At 69.1% G+C, this 17629-nt stretch carries 18 protein-coding genes; 14 read left to right on the top strand and 4 right to left on the bottom strand.

Going from position 1 to position 17629, the window contains the following annotated elements:
- Positions 1-17 precede the first annotated feature (17 nt).
- Genes F3S47_RS08545 through der form a run of 3 tightly spaced genes read left to right on the top strand, consistent with a single transcriptional unit; the run spans position 18 to position 3535 of the window.
- The gene (locus tag F3S47_RS08545) at positions 18-695 is read left to right on the top strand and encodes a tetratricopeptide repeat protein (protein ID WP_150444819.1); all 678 of its coding nucleotides are present in this window, start codon (positions 18-20) and stop codon (positions 693-695) included.
- Between the two features lie 29 nt (positions 696-724).
- Positions 725-2032, top strand: coding sequence for a PQQ-like beta-propeller repeat protein (locus F3S47_RS08540; RefSeq protein ID WP_223877763.1), 1308 nt, complete (start codon positions 725-727; stop codon positions 2030-2032).
- A gap of 39 nt (positions 2033-2071) precedes the next feature.
- Entirely contained in the window at positions 2072-3535 is a 1464-nt protein-coding gene (gene der, locus F3S47_RS08535; protein WP_150444818.1) for a ribosome biogenesis GTPase Der, read from the top strand.
- A gap of 3 nt (positions 3536-3538) precedes the next feature.
- On the opposite strand, the gene F3S47_RS08530 is transcribed toward der, so the two are convergent.
- Genes F3S47_RS08530 through serS form a run of 3 tightly spaced genes read right to left on the bottom strand, consistent with a single transcriptional unit; the run spans position 3539 to position 6382 of the window.
- Entirely contained in the window at positions 3539-4255 is a 717-nt protein-coding gene (locus F3S47_RS08530) for a tryptophan-rich sensory protein (protein ID WP_150444817.1), read from the bottom strand.
- The gene (locus F3S47_RS08525; RefSeq protein ID WP_150444816.1) at positions 4252-5106 is read right to left on the bottom strand and encodes a glycosyltransferase family 2 protein; all 855 of its coding nucleotides are present in this window, start codon (positions 5104-5106) and stop codon (positions 4252-4254) included. Before F3S47_RS08525 ends, F3S47_RS08530 begins: the two co-directional genes overlap by 4 nt.
- On the bottom strand, positions 5090-6382 hold the full coding sequence (serS, locus tag F3S47_RS08520) for a serine--tRNA ligase (protein ID WP_150444815.1): 1293 nt from the start codon (positions 6380-6382) through the stop codon (positions 5090-5092). The genes F3S47_RS08525 and serS overlap by 17 nt, the downstream gene beginning before the upstream one ends.
- Before the next feature lie 357 nt (positions 6383-6739).
- Between serS and yajC the strand changes: the two genes are divergently transcribed.
- The 11 genes from yajC (at position 6740) to F3S47_RS08465 (ending at position 14450) form a co-directional block, all read left to right on the top strand.
- On the top strand, positions 6740-7027 hold the full coding sequence (yajC, locus tag F3S47_RS08515; RefSeq protein WP_150444814.1) for a preprotein translocase subunit YajC: 288 nt from the start codon (positions 6740-6742) through the stop codon (positions 7025-7027).
- Between the two features lie 51 nt (positions 7028-7078).
- Positions 7079-8743, top strand: coding sequence for a protein translocase subunit SecD (gene secD, locus F3S47_RS08510; protein WP_150444813.1), 1665 nt, complete (start codon positions 7079-7081; stop codon positions 8741-8743).
- Between the two features lies 1 nt (position 8744).
- The gene (gene secF, locus F3S47_RS08505) at positions 8745-9716 is read left to right on the top strand and encodes a protein translocase subunit SecF (RefSeq protein ID WP_150444812.1); all 972 of its coding nucleotides are present in this window, start codon (positions 8745-8747) and stop codon (positions 9714-9716) included.
- Between the two features lie 79 nt (positions 9717-9795).
- The gene (locus tag F3S47_RS08500) at positions 9796-10149 is read left to right on the top strand and encodes an Mth938-like domain-containing protein (RefSeq protein WP_150444811.1); all 354 of its coding nucleotides are present in this window, start codon (positions 9796-9798) and stop codon (positions 10147-10149) included.
- Positions 10150-10220: 71 nt separating this feature from the next.
- Positions 10221-10835 carry a heme ABC exporter ATP-binding protein CcmA gene (gene ccmA, locus F3S47_RS08495; protein WP_150445046.1) on the top strand — a complete coding sequence of 205 codons (615 nt, stop codon included), beginning with the start codon at positions 10221-10223 and terminating at the stop codon, positions 10833-10835.
- Positions 10832-11488, top strand: coding sequence for a heme exporter protein CcmB (gene ccmB / locus F3S47_RS08490; protein ID WP_150444810.1), 657 nt, complete (start codon positions 10832-10834; stop codon positions 11486-11488). Before ccmA ends, ccmB begins: the two co-directional genes overlap by 4 nt.
- Before the next feature lie 40 nt (positions 11489-11528).
- A complete protein-coding gene (locus F3S47_RS08485) occupies positions 11529-12278 on the top strand; it encodes a heme ABC transporter permease (protein ID WP_150444809.1) in 750 nt (249 codons plus the stop codon).
- Positions 12278-12424 (top strand): heme exporter protein CcmD, encoded by a 147-nt coding sequence (gene ccmD / locus F3S47_RS08480; RefSeq protein WP_150444808.1) that lies wholly within the window; start codon positions 12278-12280, stop codon positions 12422-12424. The genes F3S47_RS08485 and ccmD overlap by 1 nt, the downstream gene beginning before the upstream one ends.
- Positions 12417-12977, top strand: coding sequence for a DsbE family thiol:disulfide interchange protein (locus F3S47_RS08475; protein WP_150444807.1), 561 nt, complete (start codon positions 12417-12419; stop codon positions 12975-12977). Before ccmD ends, F3S47_RS08475 begins: the two co-directional genes overlap by 8 nt.
- Positions 12978-13049: 72 nt before the next feature.
- Positions 13050-13901, top strand: a complete 852-nt coding sequence (locus F3S47_RS08470) for a c-type cytochrome (protein ID WP_150444806.1) — start codon at positions 13050-13052, stop codon at positions 13899-13901.
- Between the two features lie 48 nt (positions 13902-13949).
- Positions 13950-14450 (top strand): GFA family protein, encoded by a 501-nt coding sequence (locus F3S47_RS08465; RefSeq protein WP_150444805.1) that lies wholly within the window; start codon positions 13950-13952, stop codon positions 14448-14450.
- Between the two features lie 144 nt (positions 14451-14594).
- Here the strand turns inward: F3S47_RS08465 and acnA are convergent, their stop codons facing one another.
- Positions 14595-17381, bottom strand: a complete 2787-nt coding sequence (gene acnA / locus F3S47_RS08460) for an aconitate hydratase AcnA (protein ID WP_150444804.1) — start codon at positions 17379-17381, stop codon at positions 14595-14597.
- Positions 17382-17629: the final 248 nt, after the last annotated feature.

Below are 17629 nucleotides of genomic sequence, written 5' to 3'. Positions count from 1 at the left end.
GCGTCCGGGGAGGTGCGGTGAGCAACAACGAGAGCTTCATCGACGAGGTGAGCGAAGAGGTCCGCCGCGACCGGCTCTACGGCTATTTCCGCAAGTACGGCTGGATCGCCCTTCTGGTCGTCCTTCTGATCGTCGGCGGCACGGCCTGGCAGCAGTGGTCGCAGTCCCGGTCGCAGGCCGAGGCGCAGGCGCGTGGCGATGCGCTGCTCACCGCTTTGGAGGCGAACGAGGCCGAGGCCCGGGCAGAGGCCCTGGCCCAGGTCGAGCCCGAGGGGCCCGCCGCCGCGGTGACGCGCTTCCTGACGGCCTCCGCCCAGGTCGAGGCCGGAGAGACCCGGGCCGCCGTCGAGACGCTCAATGCCCTGTCCACCGACGGCGATGTCTCCCCGATCTACCGTGATCTCGCCAGTCTCAAGGCGCTGATGATCGACGACAGCCTCGATCCGGCCGAGCGGGCCTCGGCGCTCGAGCCGCTGACCGCGCCCGGCGCTCCGTTCCGGCTGGTCGCCCAGGAACAGCGGGCGCTGGCGCTCATCGCCGCCGGGGAGACCGAAACCGCGCTCGAGGCCCTGCGGTCCATCATCGGCGATGCCGAGGTGACCCAGGGCTTGCGTGACCGGGCCACGAGCCTGATTGTGGCCCTCGGGGGCGAACTGGGGGAGGCCGTGGAGGCTCCGCCCATCGTTCAGGACTGACGGACCGAGGGCGCAGGGGGCACCGAGACATGGCCGCAAGACCGATCTGGATCATGCTGGGCGCGCTCGCCCTGGTGGCGGCCTGCAGCCAGCCCGACGTGCGGCTTCCGGGCCAGCGCGAGGCGGTCGGCGGCGTACAGCCGGACATCGGCCAGGCCCTTCCGGTCACCCTGCCGGCGGTCCAGGCCAACGCGAGCTGGACCCACAGGGGCGGCAACGCGCGCCACTTCCTGGCCCACCCGGCGCTGCCGGGCGCGCTGAACCTCGCCTTCGCGACACCCATCGGCGCGGGAGACAGCCGCCGTGCCCGGATCACCGCCGATCCCGTCGTCGCAGGGTCGACGATCTTCGCAATGGATGCCCGTGCGACGGTCAGCGCGGTCAGCAACGCGGGCGACCTACTTTGGCAGTCCGACCTGCGCCGCTCGCTGGAAGCGTCGAACGAGGCGTCGGGCGGCGGTCTCGCCTACGGCGACGGCGTTCTCTACGCCTCGACCGGCTTCGGCCAGGTCCACGCGGTCGACGCCAGCTCGGGCGGCATTCTCTGGACGCAGGATCTCGGCGCCTCCGGCAGTGCCGCGCCGACGGTGGAGGGCGGTCTGCTCTACGTCGCCGCGCGCGACGGGCGGGCCTGGGCGCTCGACCGGCAGACGGGCCGCATCCGCTGGACCCGCTCCGGCATCTCGTCCCCCTCCGGCTTCGGCGGCGGTTCCGGCCCCGCGGTGGGCGACAATACCGCCGTCTTCCCCACCTCCGCCGGAGAGGTCGTGGCGCTCTTCGCCCTCGGCGGGCGGGAGCGGTGGCGCAGCTTCGTCGTGGGCGAACGGGCCGGCACGGCACAGTCCAACGTCTCCGATATCGCGGCCGACCCCGTGATCGCGGGTGGACGGGTCTACGCAGGCAACTTCTCGGGACAGGTCGCGGCCTTCTCCCTGGCTGACGGCGAGCGGATCTGGAGCGCGGACGAGGGCGCGGTCGGCCCGATGCGGCCGGTCGGCAATGCGGTCTACCTGGTCAACGACATCGGTCAGCTCGTCCGGCTCGACGCCGCGACCGGCCGGGTCGTGTGGCGCCGCCAGCTGCCCCAGCAGCCGCAGCGCAGGGGCCTCTTTGGCGCGGGCCGGGACACCTCGGTGACGGCTCACTATGGGCCCGTGCTTGCCGGCGGCCGGTTGATCGTCGCCTCCTCAGACGGCGCTCTGCGCCAGTACGATCCCCGCTCGGGCGAGTTGATGGCCGAGAGCGCCTTGCCCGGCGGAGCCACGACGAATCCCGTCGTCGCGGGCGGCACGCTCTACGTCGTCTCCGCCGAGGGACAACTTCTGGCTTTCCGTTAAGGCGTACCCGGTGTATCGGGCGCGTCTTCGGAGGTCCCCATGAGCTTCACACTGGCCATCGTCGGCCGCCCCAACGTGGGCAAGTCCACCCTCTTCAACCGGCTTGTCGGCAAGCGGCTCGCGCTCGTCGACGATCAGCCGGGCGTGACCCGCGACCTGCGAGAGGGCGAGGCCCGCCTCGGCGACCTGCGATTCACGGTCATCGATACCGCCGGCCTGGAAGAGGCCACGGACGAGAGCCTGCAGGGGCGCATGCGCCGCCTGACCGAGCGCGCGGTCGAGATGGCCGATGTCTGTCTTTTCGTGATCGACGCGCGGACCGGCGTCACGCCGACCGACGAGGTCTTCGCCGAGATCCTGCGCAAGAAATCCGCGCACGTCCTCCTCGCCGCCAACAAGGCCGAGGGCCGGGCAGGCGAGAGCGGGCTGCTCGAAGCCTACTCGCTGGGCCTGGGCGAGCCGCTGGCGCTCTCTGCCGAGCACGGCGAGGGGATGGCGGACCTGCTGCAGGCGCTGATTCCGCTGGCCGATGCCCACCAGGAGCAGGCCGTCGAGGACGCGCCGCGCACCGACGTGGACATCGAGGACGACGAGGTCGAGCTCCCGGACTGGACGCCGACACGGGCGCGGCCCCTGCAGGTGGCCGTCGTCGGCCGTCCAAACGCGGGCAAGTCGACGCTCATCAACCGCATCCTCGGTGAGGAGCGCCTTCTGACGGGCCCCGAGGCCGGGATCACCCGCGACTCGATCTCGCTCACCCTCGACTGGGAGGGCACGCCGGTCCGGCTCTTCGACACGGCGGGTATGCGCAAGAAGGCCAAGGTGCAGGACAAGCTCGAGAAGCTCTCCGTCGCCGATGGCCTCCGCGCGGTGAAGTTCGCCGAAGTGGTCGTCGTCCTGCTCGACGCCGGGATCCCCTTCGAGCAGCAGGACCTCCGCATCGCCGACCTTGCCGAGCGCGAGGGGCGTGCGGTGGTCGTGGCCGTGAACAAGTGGGACCTCGAGACCGAGAAGCAGGAGAAGCTGCGCGACCTCAAGGCCGAGTTCGAGCGACTGCTGCCGCAGCTCAAGGGCGCGCCGCTGGTCACTGTCTCGGCCATGACCGGGCGGGGGCTCGACCGCCTTCACGCCGCGATCGTCAAGGCCCATGAGGTCTGGAACCGGCGCGTCACCACGGCCCAGCTCAACCGCTGGCTGGGCGAGATGGTCGAGGCGCATCCGCCGCCGGCCCCGGGCGGGCGCCGGATCAAGCTGCGCTACGCGACCCAGGCCAAGACCCGGCCGCCGGGCTTCGTGGTCATGTGCTCCTCGCCGGACAAGATCCCGGAAAGCTACTCGCGATACCTCGTGAACGGGCTGCGCGAGGATTTCGACATGCCGGGCACGCCGATCCGTCTCTGGATGCGCGGGCAGGGGGAGCAGAACCCCTTCAAGAACAGGAAGAAATCGACGCCCTCGCGCCTGCGCAAGCACCTCGGGAAACCCTCGCCGAAGGGGTCCTGAGCGTCACGCCTCGATCGGGGGCCTGTGCCGGTTGCGCCAGGCGAGGAAGCCGACGATCAGGATACCCACCGCGGCGAGGATGGTGAGGGCCAGCTGCGCCTCTCCGTTCTGCACCATGATCGCGACCAGGGCCCAGACGACGGTCAGGCCGTATTCCGGCGCCGTCCCGAGCCAGTCCTGCACGAAGGCGGCCACGCCCACGGCCGAGGCGAGACCGATGAAGGCCACGGGGACCGGCCCGAGGATTCCGTAGCCCGCCAGGGTGGAGCCCAGCGACACGAAGGACGCGGCGGTCAGCCAACCGGCGTAGATGCCCACCGGCACCCGCAGCATCCAGCGGTCGAACCAGGGCGCCGCTTTCAGCGCCATCACGGCCGTGACCGCCATGGCGACGATCATGACGGTGGCCCAGATCGCCGATTGGTTGGCGACCCAGAGCCAGGGCGTGCCGATCAGAAGCGAGAGCGAGAGCCAGGCCCGCGGCGCGGTCCAGGCCGGATCGTCGCGGCGTGTGCGCAGGCCGAAGGCGGCAGACAGCACGAGCCAGATGTAGATCAGGATCCAGATCGAGAAGGCATAGCCCGCGGGCTCGATGGGCGGGCTGTCCTGCGGCTCGGGCAGTTGCGCGCCGTCGAAGCCGGCGAAGGACGAAAAGAGTGGCGCCGCGGCGAAGGTCACCGACAGGATCAGCGTCGCCCAGGCGAGGAGGGTGGATCTCATGACAGGGGCAACTCCGTCAGCCCGAATTCGTTGCGCACCTCGCGCGCCCGCGCGGCGCGGAGGCGGTTGCGGCGAAGGTAGCTTTCCTTCGCGCCGAGCTTGCCCCGGCGCTGGCGCATGTTTTCGCCGTGGCCGACGAGATAGAGCGCCGCGGGGAAGGGCACAGGGGTCATCCGGTAGCCGTAGCGCGCCATGCGCTCGGGCACCTCGGCGTGTTTGCCCCGGTCGCGGATCGGCGTGAGCGTCTCCTCGCCGTCCCGGAAGTCGAACCGCAGGGCGGAGGAAGAGCCGCACTCCCGGATGAAGGTATGGGCGAAGGGGTGCCGTAGGCTCTTGGGCCCCATGTAGGCCAGCGCCCCGGTCCGGAGGTCGAGCATGTAGCCTTCCTCGATCCAGTAGCCCGCGCCATTGTCGTCGGTGACGATGTGCTCGACGAGGCCCGGGTGGAGTAGATCGTCGGCGTCGAGCTGGAAGAGGTAGCCGTCCCCGCCATGCGTCTCCGCCAGGTGGGCGAAGATCCGTTCCTTCTTGGCGTGGTTGTCGAAGCGGGTGACGGTCTCCGCGCTCACCTCGTCCACGATCTCGAAGGGCAGGAAGGTGACCTGTTCGTCCCAGGAAATCCCTTCCGGCCGGTCCTGGCAGCAGATGAAGGCGCGCCAGCGGTGGGAACTCTGCGCCCGCAGGCTCCCGAGTGTCTCGGCCAGCCGGTGGCAGACGGTGGCCCAGTCGTAGGCGCGTGCCTTGCTGATCAGCGGGATCGCGAAGACGACCTCGGGATCGCCCGAGGAGGGGCGCGGCGGGCGTGCCGCGGCCCAGGCCTCGGGCGTGCCCGGTTCAGGCGAGCTGGCCATCCGCCGTCAGGCGCGTGCGCCCGCCAAGATAGGGATGCAGGACCTCGGGCAGGGTGACCGAGCCATCCTCTTCCTGGCCGTTCTCCAGCACGGCGATCAGCGCCCGGCCCACGGCGAGGCCGGAGCCGTTCAGCGTGTGGAGGAACTGCGGCTTGCCGCCGGAGGCGGGCTTGTAGCGCGCGTTCATCCGGCGCGCCTGGTAGTCGCCGGTGGTCGAGACCGAGCTGATCTCGCGGTAGGTGTTCTGCCCGGGCAGCCAGACCTCGATATCATGGGTCTTGCGCGCGCCCGCACCCATGTCGCCGGTGCAGAGTACGACCGTGCGGTAGGGCAGGTCGAGCTTCTGCAGGATCGCTTCAGCGCAGCCGGTCATCCGCTCGTGCTCGGCGTCGCTGTCCTCGGGCCGGGTGACCGAGACCATCTCCACCTTCTCGAACTGGTGCTGGCGAAGCATTCCGGACGTATCGCGGCCGGCGCTGCCGGCCTCGGAACGGAAGCACTGGGTGTGGGCCACGTAGCGGCGGGGGAGGTAGCCTTCTTCGACGGTCAGGCCGTTGACGATGTTTGTCAGCGTCACCTCTGCCGTCGGGATCAGCCACCAGCCGTTGGTGGTCTTGTAGCTGTCCTCGCCGAACTTCGGCAGCTGACCCGTGCCGTACATCATCTCCTCGCGCACCAGCACGGGGGTGATGGTCTCGGTCAGGCCGTGCTCCTCGACGTGGGTGTCGAGCATGAACTGCGCGAGCGCCCGGTGCAGGCGGGCCACGGCGCCGGAGAGCAGCACGAAGCGCGAGCCGGAGAGCTTGGCGGCGGTCTCGAAGTCCATGCGGTCCTGAACCGCGGCGATCTCGTAGTGCTCCTTCGGATCGAAGGCGAAGTTGCGGGGGCTGCCCCAGCGGCGGATCTCGAGGTTGTCGTCCTCGTCCTCGCCGTCGGGCACGCTGTCCTGCGGAAGGTTGGGCAGGCCCATCAGCAGGTCGGTGAGCTTGCGGTCCTCTTCCTTGGCCTCGTCCTGGAGGCGGGCGATCTCGGCCTTCTTCGAGGCGACCTCGGTCCGCAGCCGTTCGAAGGCCTCCTCGTCACCCGATGCCTTGGCCCTGCCGATCTCCTTGGCGGCGCGGTTGGCCTCGGCCTGGGCTTCCTCGGCGGCGGTAATCTTGGCGCGGCGGGCCTCGTCGAGGGCGAGGATCTCGGGAGAGACCGGATCGAGCCCGCGGCGGGAGAGGGCGGCGTCGAAGGCGGCCGGGTTCTCTCGGATGGCTCTGATATCGTGCATGGGTCTCTCCCATTCCCTCGCGTTCGGAGCGGATATGCCCCATCGGCTCGCCGGGGGAAAGGGGGTCGTCCGAGAGGGCCCGTCCCGGCGTCCAAATTTGGACGCCGGGCCATGACATTGAAAATACGGGAAAAACCGGAACGCGCCTGATCGGCGCAACACGACGCAACGGGCCGGCGCCCCGCAACCCTCGACCTGCGACGCGTCCGGCGAGGTCGACCTGAAGCCACTCGTGCGACCGCGGCGTTCGCGCGCGGAGACGGCTGGCGAGTTGCACCCGGGCGCGCTTATGTCCATATGGCGGCCAGACAGGGGCCCAGGGGCCTAAACAGACGAGACAAGAGACCAGGAGGCCTCATGGAAGGTGGCAGCGCGCTCGCGCAGTTCGTCCCGCTTATTCTGATCTTCGCGATCATGTACTTCCTGCTGATCCGCCCGCAGCAGAAGAAGGTGAAGCAGCACCAGGAGATGGTGAAGGCGCTTCGCCGGGGCGACCAGGTGGTGACCCAGGGCGGCCTCATCGGGAAGGTCTCCAAGGTCAAGGAAGACAACGAGATCGAGGTTGAGCTCGCGCAGGGCGTCACCGTCCGCGTGGTGCGCTCGACCATCGCGCAGGTGGTCAACAAGACCGAACCCGCGAAGTGACGTGACGCTGGGGCGCGCGGCGCGGCCGCGGCCCCGTCTGGAGTTCTCCCGATGCTCTACATCCCCCTCTGGCGGCGGATCCTGATCTGGGCGGTGGTCGCCGTCGGACTGCTGCTGGCGCTCCCAAACCTTTTCTATTCGCGGGTCGAGGTCTCCAACGATGCCGCGCAGGCGATCGAGTCTGGCCTGACCAACGAGGAACTGCAGGCCCAGGAAGGCCGCTGGCCCTCGTTCCTGCCGGACGGGCTCGTGAACCTCGGCCTCGACCTGCGCGGCGGCGCGCATCTGCTCGCCGAGGTCCAGGTCGAGGACGTCTACGAGCGGCGGATGGATTCGCTCTGGCCCGAGGTGCGTGACGCCCTTGCGGCGGAGCGCGACACGGTCGGTTTCGTGACGCGGGAACAGTCGGAGCCCGACGTGCTCCGAGTCCGCATCTCCGAGGCCGACGGCGTCGACCGGGCGCTGGAGATTGTTCGCGGCCTTGCCCGCCCGGTCGTGAGCCTGACCGGGGCAGGGGCCATGGACCTCGCCGTCAGCGCGGACGGGCAGGTGCTGACGGTGCGCCTCTCTGAGGCCGAGCAGGTCGCGCTCGATGACCGCACAGTGCGGCAGGCGCTGGAGATCATCCGCCGCCGGATCGACGAGGTCGGCACGCGCGAGCCCTCGATCCAGCGGCAAGGGGAGGACCGGATCCTGATCCAGGTGCCCGGCGTCGGCTCGGCGCAGGAGCTCAAGGACATCATCGGCACGACGGCCCAGCTGACCTTCCGGCCCGTCGTGCAGGCCTTTGCCGAGGCCGATACGGACGTGGGGTCGGGCGAAGAGCTGCTGCCCTTCCCCAGCCAGGGGGACGAGGCCTATGCGCTGGTGGAGCAGGCGCCCGTCGTTTCGGGCGAGGACCTGGTGGATGCGCAGCCGACCTTCGACCAGAACAACCGCCCGGCGGTGAACTTCCGTTTCAACCCGCAGGGCGCGCGCGCCTTCGGCGACTACACCGCTGCCAACGTGGGCGCGCCCTTCGCGATCGTCCTCGACGACGAGGTGATCTCGGCCCCGCGCATCAACGAGGCGATCCGGGGCGGCAACGGCATCATCACCGGCGACTTCACGGTCGAGGAATCGACCGATCTCGCCGTGCTGCTGCGGGCGGGCGCACTGCCGGCCGAGCTGACCTTCCTCGAGGAGCGGACCATCGGCCCGGAACTCGGGCAGGACAGCATCGACGCGGGCACGGTGGCCTGTATCGTCGCCTTCGCGGCGGTCATGATCTTCATGGTGCTGAGCTACGGTCTCTTCGGTGTCTTCGCCGACATCGCGCTGCTCATCAACGTGGGGCTCATCTTCGGACTGCTCTCGCTCATCGGCGCCACGCTGACGCTGCCGGGTATCGCGGGGATCGTGCTGACCATCGGTATGGCGGTCGACGCCAACGTGCTGGTCTTCGAGCGAATCCGAGAAGAGCTGAAATCGGCCAAGGGGCCCTCGCGCGCCATCGCGCAGGGCTACGAGAAGGCGCTCTCGGCGATCGTCGACGCCAACATCACCACCTTCATGACGGCGGTCATCCTCTTCGCCATGGGTTCGGGCCCGGTGCGCGGCTTCGCGATCACCCTGGGTCTCGGGATCCTGACCTCGGTCTTCACCGCGCTCTTCGTGACGCGGGTGATGATCGTGATCTGGTACGACCGGCGCCGTCCGAAAACGATCGAGGTCTGAGATGCGACTGAGACTCCTGCCCCAAGACACCTCCTGGGACTTCTTCTCTCGGGCGCGGCTCTGGCTCGGCATTTCGGGCGTGCTTGTGGTGGTGGCGTTCATCTCCTTCGTGGTGCAGGGGCTGAACTACGGCATCGACTTCGCCGGCGGCACGACCATCCGCGCCGAGTCCTCCGAGCCCATCGACGTCGGCGCCTACCGCTCGGCGCTGCAGCCGCTGGAACTGGGCGACATCACGATCACCGAGGTCTTCGACCCGACCTTCGGGCCCGACGAGAACGTCGTCTCCATCGCCATCCAGGCGCAGGAGGGGATGGAATCGGTGACGGCCGAAACCATCGAGGAGGTCCGCACCGTCCTGCAGGAGGTCGCGCCGGACATCGAGTTCACCGCGGTCGAGTCGGTCGGGCCCACGGTCTCCGGCGAGCTGATCCAGACGGCGATCCTCGCGGTGCTGCTCGCGATCGGGGCGGTGCTGATCTACATCTGGCTGCGGTTCGAATGGCAGTTCGCCCTCGGCGCGGTGCTGGCGCTGGTGCACGACGTGGTGCTGACGCTGGGCATCTTCTCGGAGCTGCAGATCCGCTTCGACCTCGCGATCATCGCGGCGCTGCTGACCATCGTCGGCTACTCGCTGAACGACACCGTGGTCGTCTTCGACCGGGTCCGGGAGAACCTGCGCCGCTACAAGTCGAAGTCGCTTCGGGAGGTGATGAACCTCTCGATCAACGAGACGCTGAGCCGGACCTTCATGACCTCGCTGACCACGCTGCTGGCGCTCATCTCGCTCTTCGTGCTGGGCGGCGACGTGATCCGCGGCTTCGTCTTCGCGATGATCTGGGGCGTGATCGTCGGCACCTATTCCTCGATCTTCGTGGCCTCGACCGTGCTCGTGGTGCTTGGCGTGAAGCGCGATTGGTCGAAGGAAAGCCAGACGCCGAAGGCCGGGACACAGATCGACAGCGAGGCCTGAGGGCCCGGTTTTTGACCGGGGCTGCCCCGCGCCCTAGGCTATCGGGCGCGGGCCGAGGTCCCTTGCCGGAGGTAGAGCCATGCGCATGAACGAGGTCGTCTATACCGACGCCAAGCCGATCGACGGCTACGGTTCGGGCTTTTTCCGGATCGGCGGAGAGGCCATCGAGGGCGCCGTCCTGGTCTCGCCCCGCGGGGTGACCGGCTGGGGCGGCTACGAGGACGGTGCGGCCCTGCTGGATCTCAAGCCGGAGGTCGACGTGATCCTCGTGGGCACCGGGCAAGAGATCGCGCACCTGCCGCGGAGGCTCCGCGAAGAGTTGGAAGACGCCGGCATCGGGGTCGAGGTCATGGCCTCCGGCCCCGCCGCGCGCAGCTACAACGTGCTTCTCGCCGAGGGGCGCCGGGTCGCGGTGGCGTTGCTGCCGGTGTGAGGCGCGGGGTGGGCTGGAAGCCCACCCTACGGCCGCTTCCCTCCGGCCCTGCCTTGGTCTACTCCCGGCCCATGCTCGAAGTCCGCGATCTCTCCGTCGCCCGGGGCGGCGTTCCGATCCTCCAGGGGGTGAGCTTCTCGCTCGGCCCGGGGGAGGCGCTGGTGCTGCGCGGGCCCAACGGCATCGGCAAGACGACCCTGCTGCGGGCGCTCGCCGGGCTGCAGCCGCCGATCTCGGGCGAGACCCTCATGGAGGAGGGGGCCGGCGCCTATGCCTCGCACGCCGACGGGATCAAGGCGCAGCTCACGGTTGAGGAAAACCTGGCGTTCTGGGCCCGCGTCCACGGGCAGGAGGTCCCCGAAGACCTCTACGAGGCCTTCGATCTCACCGCCCTCCGCACGCGCCACGCGGGCACGCTCTCGGCCGGGCAGAAGCGGCGGACGGGGCTCGCGCGGCTCGGCGTGACCGGCAAGCCGGTGCTCTTTCTCGACGAGCCGACGGTGTCGCTCGACCGCTTCTCCGTGACGCTTTTCGCGGACTTCCTCCGCGACCGGCACCTCGCAAAAGGCGGCGCGGCCGTCATCGCCACGCATATCGACCTCGGGCTCGAGGCGCCGGAGATGGATCTGACCCCGTTCGCAGCGTCGCCCGAAGCTTCCGGCGGAGCCGACGAGGCCTTTCTGTGACGGCACTTCTTCTGCGAGACCTGCGGCTGGCGGTCCGGGCCGGGGGCGGCTTCGGCCTCGGCCTCGCCTTCTTCCTGATCGTCATCGTCCTGGTGCCCTTCGGCGTAGGCCCAGGGGCGCAGACCCTGACCCTCATCGCGCCGGGCATCCTCTGGGTCGCGGCGCTGCTGGCCGCGCTGCTCTCGCTCGACCGCATCTTCGCGCTCGACTGGGAGGACGGGGCGCTGGCGCTGATCGCCACCTCGCCGCTGCCGCTGGAGGGCGTGGCGCTGGTCAAGGCCGTCGCCCACTGGATCACGACCGGCCTGCCGCTGACGCTCGCGGCCCCGGTGCTGGGCTTTCTGCTGAACCTCGCGCCGCCGGCCTATCCCTGGCTGCTGGCGACACTGGCTCTCGGGACGCCCGCGCTCTCGATGATCGGCACCTTCGGCGCGGCGCTCACGGTGGGCCTGCGGAGGGGCGGGCTTCTGATGTCGCTGCTGGTGCTGCCGCTCTACGTGCCCACCCTGATCTACGGGGCCGAGGCGGTGCGCCGCGGGGCGGAGGGGCAGGGGGCGGGCACGCCGCTCATGCTCATGGGCGGGATCACCTTCGGCGCGCTGGCGCTGCTGCCCTTCGCCACGGCTGCGGCATTGCGCGTCAATCTGCGGTGAGGCCATTGAGCGGGCCCCCGGCGACGGCTAGATACGGCATATGTCGATCTGGGAATACGCCAACCCCAAGAAGTTCATCGCGACGACGACGCCGCTGATCCCGTGGGCCTTCGGCCTCGCGGGCGCGGCGATCGTGGGCGCGTTGATCTGGGGCTTCTTCTTCACGCCGGACGACTACCGGCAGGGATCGACCGTCAAGATCATCTACCTGCACGTCCCCTCGGCGATGATGGCGATCAACGCCTGGGTGATGATGCTGGTGGCCTCGCTGATCTGGCTGATCCGGCGGCACCACGTCTCGGCCCTCGCGGCGCGCGCGGCGGCGCCCGTGGGCATCACCATGACGCTCATGGCGCTGGTGACCGGGGCGATCTGGGGCCAGCCCATGTGGGGGACCTTCTGGGCCTGGGACCCGCGGCTCACGTCGTTCCTGATCCTCTTCCTGTTCTACCTGGGCTACGTCGCTCTCTGGGAGGCCATCGAGGACCCCGATACCGCGGCGGACCTCACCTCGGTGCTCTGCATCGTGGGCTCGGTCTTCGCGGTGCTCTCGCGGTATGCCGTGCTCTTCTGGAACCAGGGCCTGCACCAGGGGGCCTCGCTCTCGCTCGACGCGGAAGAGAACGTGGCCGACGTCTTCTACTTCCCGCTGTTGCTCTCGATCGCGGGGTTCGTCTTGCTCTTCATCGCGCTGGTCCTCTACCGGACCCAGACCGAGATCCGGGTCCGCCGTATGCGGGCGCTGCTGGCACGGTCGCGCCGCGCCGGGACACGGGAGGCGCGGGCCTGATGCCGGAACTGGGCAACTATGCCGCCGAGGTGCTCTCGGCCTATGCGATCTCGCTGCTGCTGCTCGCCGGCATCGTGGCGCTGTCCCTCCGCCGCGGCCGCCGGGTGAAGCGCGAACTCCAGGAGGTGGAACGCGACCATGGCTAGGATCTCTCCGCTCGTTCTCCTCCCGCCCGCGATCTTCGCGGGCATCGCCGGTCTCTTTCTCGGCGGCATGTTCCGTGACCGGTCCGATGACCTTCCCTCGACCCGTGTCGGGCAGGAGGCACCCGCCATCACGGAAGAGGCCCTGCCGGGCTACGCCGCCTTCGAGCCGGAGATGCTGCGCTCTGGCGAGGTCACGCTGGTGAACTTCTGGGCCTCCTGGTGCCCGCCCTGCCGGGCCGAGCATCCGCAGTTGCAGGCGCTGGCCGACGAGGGGATCGACATCGTCGGCGTGAACTTCCGCGACCAGGAAGACAACGCGCTCGACTACCTCGGGAACGAGGGCAATCCCTTCGCCGCCGTCCCCTTCGATCCGCGCGGGCGCACGGCCATCGACTGGGGCGTGACCGCACCGCCCGAGACCTTCATCGTCGACGGCGACGGCACCGTGCTCTTCCGCTTCGCCGGCCCCCTCGTGGGCTCCGACTACGAGCAGAGGTTCGCGCCCGAACTCGAGGCCGCCCTGGGCGAGGACCCTGCCGCCGGCGGCAGCTGAGCCGCGCGATTTCCGTTTGAGCCCTCCCGGAGCTGTGTCATTCTGACGCAGGGTAAGGGAGGAGAGACTCACATGTCACGTATCGTATTCGCGGCGGCATTCACCGCTGCCGGGCTCGCGGCCTGGGGCGCCCGGGCCGAACCGACGCTGGAGCGCGGCCGCTACCTGGTCGAGGGCCCCGCGGGCTGCGGCAACTGCCACACGCCGCTCGGCCCGGAGGGGCCGCTCATGGACCAGGCGCTCGCCGGCCGGCTCGTGGAGGAGACGCCCGCCTTCACCGCCATCGCCGACAACATCACGCCGGGCGGCGCGGTCGCCGACTGGTCCGACGCCGAGCTCGCCCGGGCCATCCGCGAGGGCATCCGCCCGGACGGCTCGGTGATCGGGCCGCCCATGCCCATCGTGCTCTACCGGGGGCTCTCGGACGACGACGTGATGAGCATGGTGATGTACCTGCGCACCGTCCCGGCGGTCGAGAACGATGCGGGGGACAGCACCTACAACATGCCGCTGCCGCCGGCCTACGGTCCGCCGATCGAGACGGTGGCGCATCCGCAGGAGGGACCGACGGCCGAGTATGGCGAATACCTGGCCGGCCCGGTGGCGCACTGCATGGAGTGCCACACCACCTTCGGAGAGATGGGCCCGATGTTCGACACCCACTGGGGCGCGGGCGGCTACGAGTTCCACGGCCCCTGGGGCGTCTCCGTGGCCTCGAACCTGACCACCCACCCCGAGGACGGCCTTGCCGACTGGTCGGACGAGGACCTCGCGCAGATGATCACGCAGGGGGTCCGTCCCGACGGCACGCCGATGATGCCGCCCATGCCCTACGGCCACTTCGCCAACATGACCGACGAGGACGTGCAGGCGGTCGTGGCCTACCTGCGGACCCTGCCTCCGCTGCCCGATCCCGAGGGCTAGGAACCGCGCGGGCGGCGGGGCGCGTTGGGGCTCGAAAGGAGCCCCGACATGCCCCGCACCCTTCATGGAAGCTGCCGCTGCGGCGCCGTCCGCTTCACCGTCCAGAGCCGCGCGCCGGTGCCCTACCAGCGCTGCTACTGCTCTATCTGCCGCAAGACCGGCGGGGGCGGCGGCTACGCGATCAACATCGAGGGCCTGGCGGAGACGCTCGAGGTCGAGGGCCGCGAGAGCATCGGCGCCTTCAGCGCGGAGATCATGGACGACGAGGGCCGCTGCGAGGTGAGCGAGGGGGAGCGAAGCTTCTGCACCGGCTGCGGCACCGCGCTCTGGGTCTACGCGCCCTCCTGGCCCGAGCTGGTCCATCCCTTCGCCTCGGCCATCGACAGCGCCCTCCCGCGGCCACCCGCCCGCGTCCGCCTCATGCTCGACTTCAAGCCGGACTGGGTGACCGTGGAAGAGGGACCCGGGGACGAGACGTATCCCCGATACCCAGACAAGTCCCTCGAAGCCTGGCACCGCGAACACGGCCTCTGGGAAGGCGAGACCTGACCCTTCATCTAGCCGGAAATACCCTTGGGGGAGTCGCCCGCAGGGCGACGGGGGCAAAGCCCCCGCTTGGGCGACGCCGGAGGCGGCGCAAACGAAAAGGCGCGCCCCGTGGGGACGCGCCTTTCCTCGTTCAGGACAGGGAGATCACTCCGCGGCGACCGCCTTGCGGCTCGCGAGGTCGCGCAGCACGTAGTGCAGCACGCCGCCGTGCTCGACGTATTCCTTCTCGATGGCCGTATCGATCCGGCACTTGAGCTTGATCTCCTTGGTGGAGCCGTCGCCGTAGGTGATGGTGCAGTCGACCTCGTCCTGGGGCTTCACGTCTTCCAGTCCCTTGATCGAGACCTGCTCGTCGCCCTTGAGGCCGAGCGACTTGCGGTCCTCTCCGATGAACTCGAAGGGGATGACGCCCATGCCCACGAGGTTCGAGCGGTGGATGCGCTCGAAGTTCTCGGCGATCACGGCCTTCACGCCCAGCAGGTTGGTGCCCTTCGCGGCCCAGTCGCGCGAGGAGCCCGCGCCGTACTGCTCGCCGCCGAAGACGACCAGTGGCGTGCCCTGCTCCTGGTAGGCCATGGCCGCGTCGAAGATCGTGGTCTGCTCGCCGTCGGGCCCGAGGGTGTAGCCGCCCTCGACCCCGTCCAGCATCTCGTTCTTGATGCGGATGTTGGCGAAGGTGCCGCGCATCATGACCTCGTGGTTGCCCCGGCGCGAGCCGTAGGAGTTGAACTCCCGCGGCGGGACCTGGCGATCGACGAGGTACTTGCCGGCCGGCGTCGTCTCCTTGAACGAGCCCGCGGGCGAGATGTGGTCGGTAGTGACCATGTCGCCGAGGATCGCGAGGACGCGCGCGCCCTCGATGCTGGAGATCGTGCCGGGCTCCTTGGACATGCCCTGGAAGTAGGGCGGGTTCTGGACGTAGGTGGAGGAGGGCGGCCAGTCGTAGGTCTCGCTGTCGGTGGTCTCCACCGCCTGCCACTTCTCGTCGCCCTTGAAGACGTCGGCGTATTTCTCCTGGAAGCTCTCGCGCGTCACCGTCTGCTCGACGAGGTCGGCGATCTCCTTCTGGGTCGGCCAGATGTCCTTCAGGTAGACATCGTTGCCCTGCTGGTCCTGGCCGAGCGGCTCGGTCCAGATGTCGACGTTCATGTCGCCCACCAGCGCGTAGGCCACCACGAGCGGCGGCGAGGCGAGGTAGTTGGCGCGGACGTCAGGCGAAATCCGTCCCTCGAAGTTGCGGTTGCCCGAGAGCACCGAGACGCCGATCAGGTCGTTGTCGTTGATGCACTTCGAGATCTCGGGCGCCAGCGGACCGGAGTTGCCGATGCAGGTGGTGCAGCCGTAGCCCACCAGGTTGAAGCCGATGGCGTCGAGGTCGTCCTGCAGGTTGCTCGCCTCGAGATAGGCCGAGACGACCTGGCTGCCGGGCGCGAGTGAGGTCTTCACCCAGGGCTTGCGGTTCAGGCCCTTCTCCCGCGCCTTCTTGGCCACGAGACCCGCGCCGATCATGACGTAGGGGTTCGAGGTGTTGGTGCAGGAGGTGATCGAGGAGATCACGATGGAGCCGTCGTGCAGCTGGTAGTGACCGTCCTCGGTCGGCACGAAGCCGCGCTTGTGGTGGCCCTCGTCGCCGGGGATGTCGACCGGCTCGGGCTGGCCGCCTTCACCTTCCCAGCGGCCCTCGGCGTTCGCCGAGACATCCTCGCCGTCGCGCTGGCCCTTGACGTAGGCGCGGAAGGATTTCGCCGCCTCGGTCAGGGCGATGTGGTCCTGCGGGCGCTTGGGACCGGAGATCGCGGGGACGACATCGGACATGTCGAGCTCGAGCGTGTCGGTATAGACCGGCTCGTAGCCCGGCTCGCGCCACATGCCGTTCTCCTTGGCATAGGCCTCGACCAGGGCGATGCGGTCCTTGTCGCGGCCGGTGAGCTCGAGATACTTGAGCGTCTCGGCATCGACCGGGAAGAAGCCGCAGGTCGCGCCGTACTCGGGCGCCATGTTGCCGATGGTGGCACGGTCCGCGAGCGGCACGTTGTCCAGCCCGTCGCCATAGAATTCGACGAACTTGCCGACGACGCCCTTCTCGCGGAGCATCTGCACGACCTTGAGCACGAGGTCCGTGGCCGTCGTGCCTTCCTTCATCGCGCCGGTCAGCTTGAAACCGATGACCTCGGGGATCAGCATCGAGATCGGCTGGCCTAGCATCGCCGCTTCGGCCTCGATCCCGCCGACGCCCCAGCCGAGGACGGCCAGGCCGTTGATCATGGTGGTGTGGCTGTCGGTGCCGACGAGGGTGTCGGGGTAGGCCACCTGATCGCCGTTCTGGTCTTCGTCGGTCCATACGGTCTGGCCGAGGTACTCGAGGTTCACCTGGTGGCAGATGCCGGTGCCCGGTGGCACGACGCGGAAGTTGTTGAAGGCCTTCTGGCCCCACTTGAGGAAGGTATAGCGCTCGATGTTGCGCTCGTACTCGCGGTCCACGTTCATCTGGAAGGCGCGGGGGTTGCCGAACTCGTCGATCATCACGGAGTGGTCGATCACGAGGTCGACGGGGTTCAGCGGGTTGATCTGCTGGGCGTCGCCGCCGAGCTCCTTGATGCCGTCGCGCATGGCGGCGAGGTCGACCACGGCCGGAACGCCGGTGAAGTCCTGCATCAGCACGCGGGCCGGGCGGTAGGCGATCTCGCGGGGGTTCTTGCCGCCCTTGTCGGCCCACTCGGAGAAGGCCTTGATGTCGTCGGTGGTGACGGTCTTGCCGTCCTCGTAGCGCAGCATGTTCTCCAGCACGACCTTGAGCGCGGCGGGCAGGCGGGAGAAGGTCCCGAGACCGGCCTCTTCGGCGGCGGGGATCGAGTAGTAGGCGACCGACTGGTCGCCCGAGGTGAGCGTCTTGCGCGTCTTTGCGCTGTCGTGACCGACCTTGATGGGCATGAGAAGACCTCCGTGAGGATGTAGGAGAGACGTTGGCCTCCTCCTGCCAAAGGCAAGGCTTCCAATCAAGAGCCCATTGTATACTATTGCACACAAAGTGACGATCTACCGCACTCCACCCCGCTTCCGGGGTGGCGGGGCAGGGCGCCCGGCGCATATGTCCTGGAACGTGGCCAATCCGCCGCTGTCACAACTTCTCCCACAGGGTTGATTGGCGGGCGGTGCGGCAGCGGGTTAGGTCTCGGCCG

It is taken from the genome of Histidinibacterium aquaticum, from assembly GCF_008710275.1.
In the GTDB taxonomy this organism is placed as follows: Bacteria; Pseudomonadota; Alphaproteobacteria; order Rhodobacterales; family Rhodobacteraceae; genus Oceanicola; species Oceanicola aquaticus.
Note: the sequence above shows the minus strand (reverse complement) of the source record. Positions and strands in the feature narration are given on the sequence as shown.

Excerpts from the sequence above, each read along its gene's own strand:
- F3S47_RS08530 (WP_150444817.1), bottom strand. The coding sequence starts at position 4,255 with ATGAGATCCACCCTCCTCGCCTGGGCGACGCTGATCCTGTCGGTGACC.
- F3S47_RS08540 (WP_223877763.1), top strand. The coding sequence starts at position 725 with ATGGCCGCAAGACCGATCTGGATCATGCTGGGCGCGCTCGCCCTGGTG.
- F3S47_RS08485 (WP_150444809.1), top strand. The coding sequence starts at position 11,529 with ATGTCGATCTGGGAATACGCCAACCCCAAGAAGTTCATCGCGACGACG.
- secF (WP_150444812.1), top strand. The coding sequence starts at position 8,745 with ATGCGACTGAGACTCCTGCCCCAAGACACCTCCTGGGACTTCTTCTCT.
- F3S47_RS08525 (WP_150444816.1), bottom strand. The coding sequence starts at position 5,106 with ATGGCCAGCTCGCCTGAACCGGGCACGCCCGAGGCCTGGGCCGCGGCA.
- acnA (WP_150444804.1), bottom strand. The coding sequence starts at position 17,381 with ATGCCCATCAAGGTCGGTCACGACAGCGCAAAGACGCGCAAGACGCTC.
- F3S47_RS08500 (WP_150444811.1), top strand. The coding sequence starts at position 9,796 with ATGCGCATGAACGAGGTCGTCTATACCGACGCCAAGCCGATCGACGGC.
- yajC (WP_150444814.1), top strand. The coding sequence starts at position 6,740 with ATGGAAGGTGGCAGCGCGCTCGCGCAGTTCGTCCCGCTTATTCTGATC.
- secD (WP_150444813.1), top strand. The coding sequence starts at position 7,079 with ATGCTCTACATCCCCCTCTGGCGGCGGATCCTGATCTGGGCGGTGGTC.
- F3S47_RS08465 (WP_150444805.1), top strand. The coding sequence starts at position 13,950 with ATGCCCCGCACCCTTCATGGAAGCTGCCGCTGCGGCGCCGTCCGCTTC.
- F3S47_RS08475 (WP_150444807.1), top strand. The coding sequence starts at position 12,417 with ATGGCTAGGATCTCTCCGCTCGTTCTCCTCCCGCCCGCGATCTTCGCG.
- serS (WP_150444815.1), bottom strand. The coding sequence starts at position 6,382 with ATGCACGATATCAGAGCCATCCGAGAGAACCCGGCCGCCTTCGACGCC.
- F3S47_RS08470 (WP_150444806.1), top strand. The coding sequence starts at position 13,050 with ATGTCACGTATCGTATTCGCGGCGGCATTCACCGCTGCCGGGCTCGCG.
- der (WP_150444818.1), top strand. The coding sequence starts at position 2,072 with ATGAGCTTCACACTGGCCATCGTCGGCCGCCCCAACGTGGGCAAGTCC.
- ccmD (WP_150444808.1), top strand. The coding sequence starts at position 12,278 with ATGCCGGAACTGGGCAACTATGCCGCCGAGGTGCTCTCGGCCTATGCG.
- ccmA (WP_150445046.1), top strand. The coding sequence starts at position 10,221 with ATGCTCGAAGTCCGCGATCTCTCCGTCGCCCGGGGCGGCGTTCCGATC.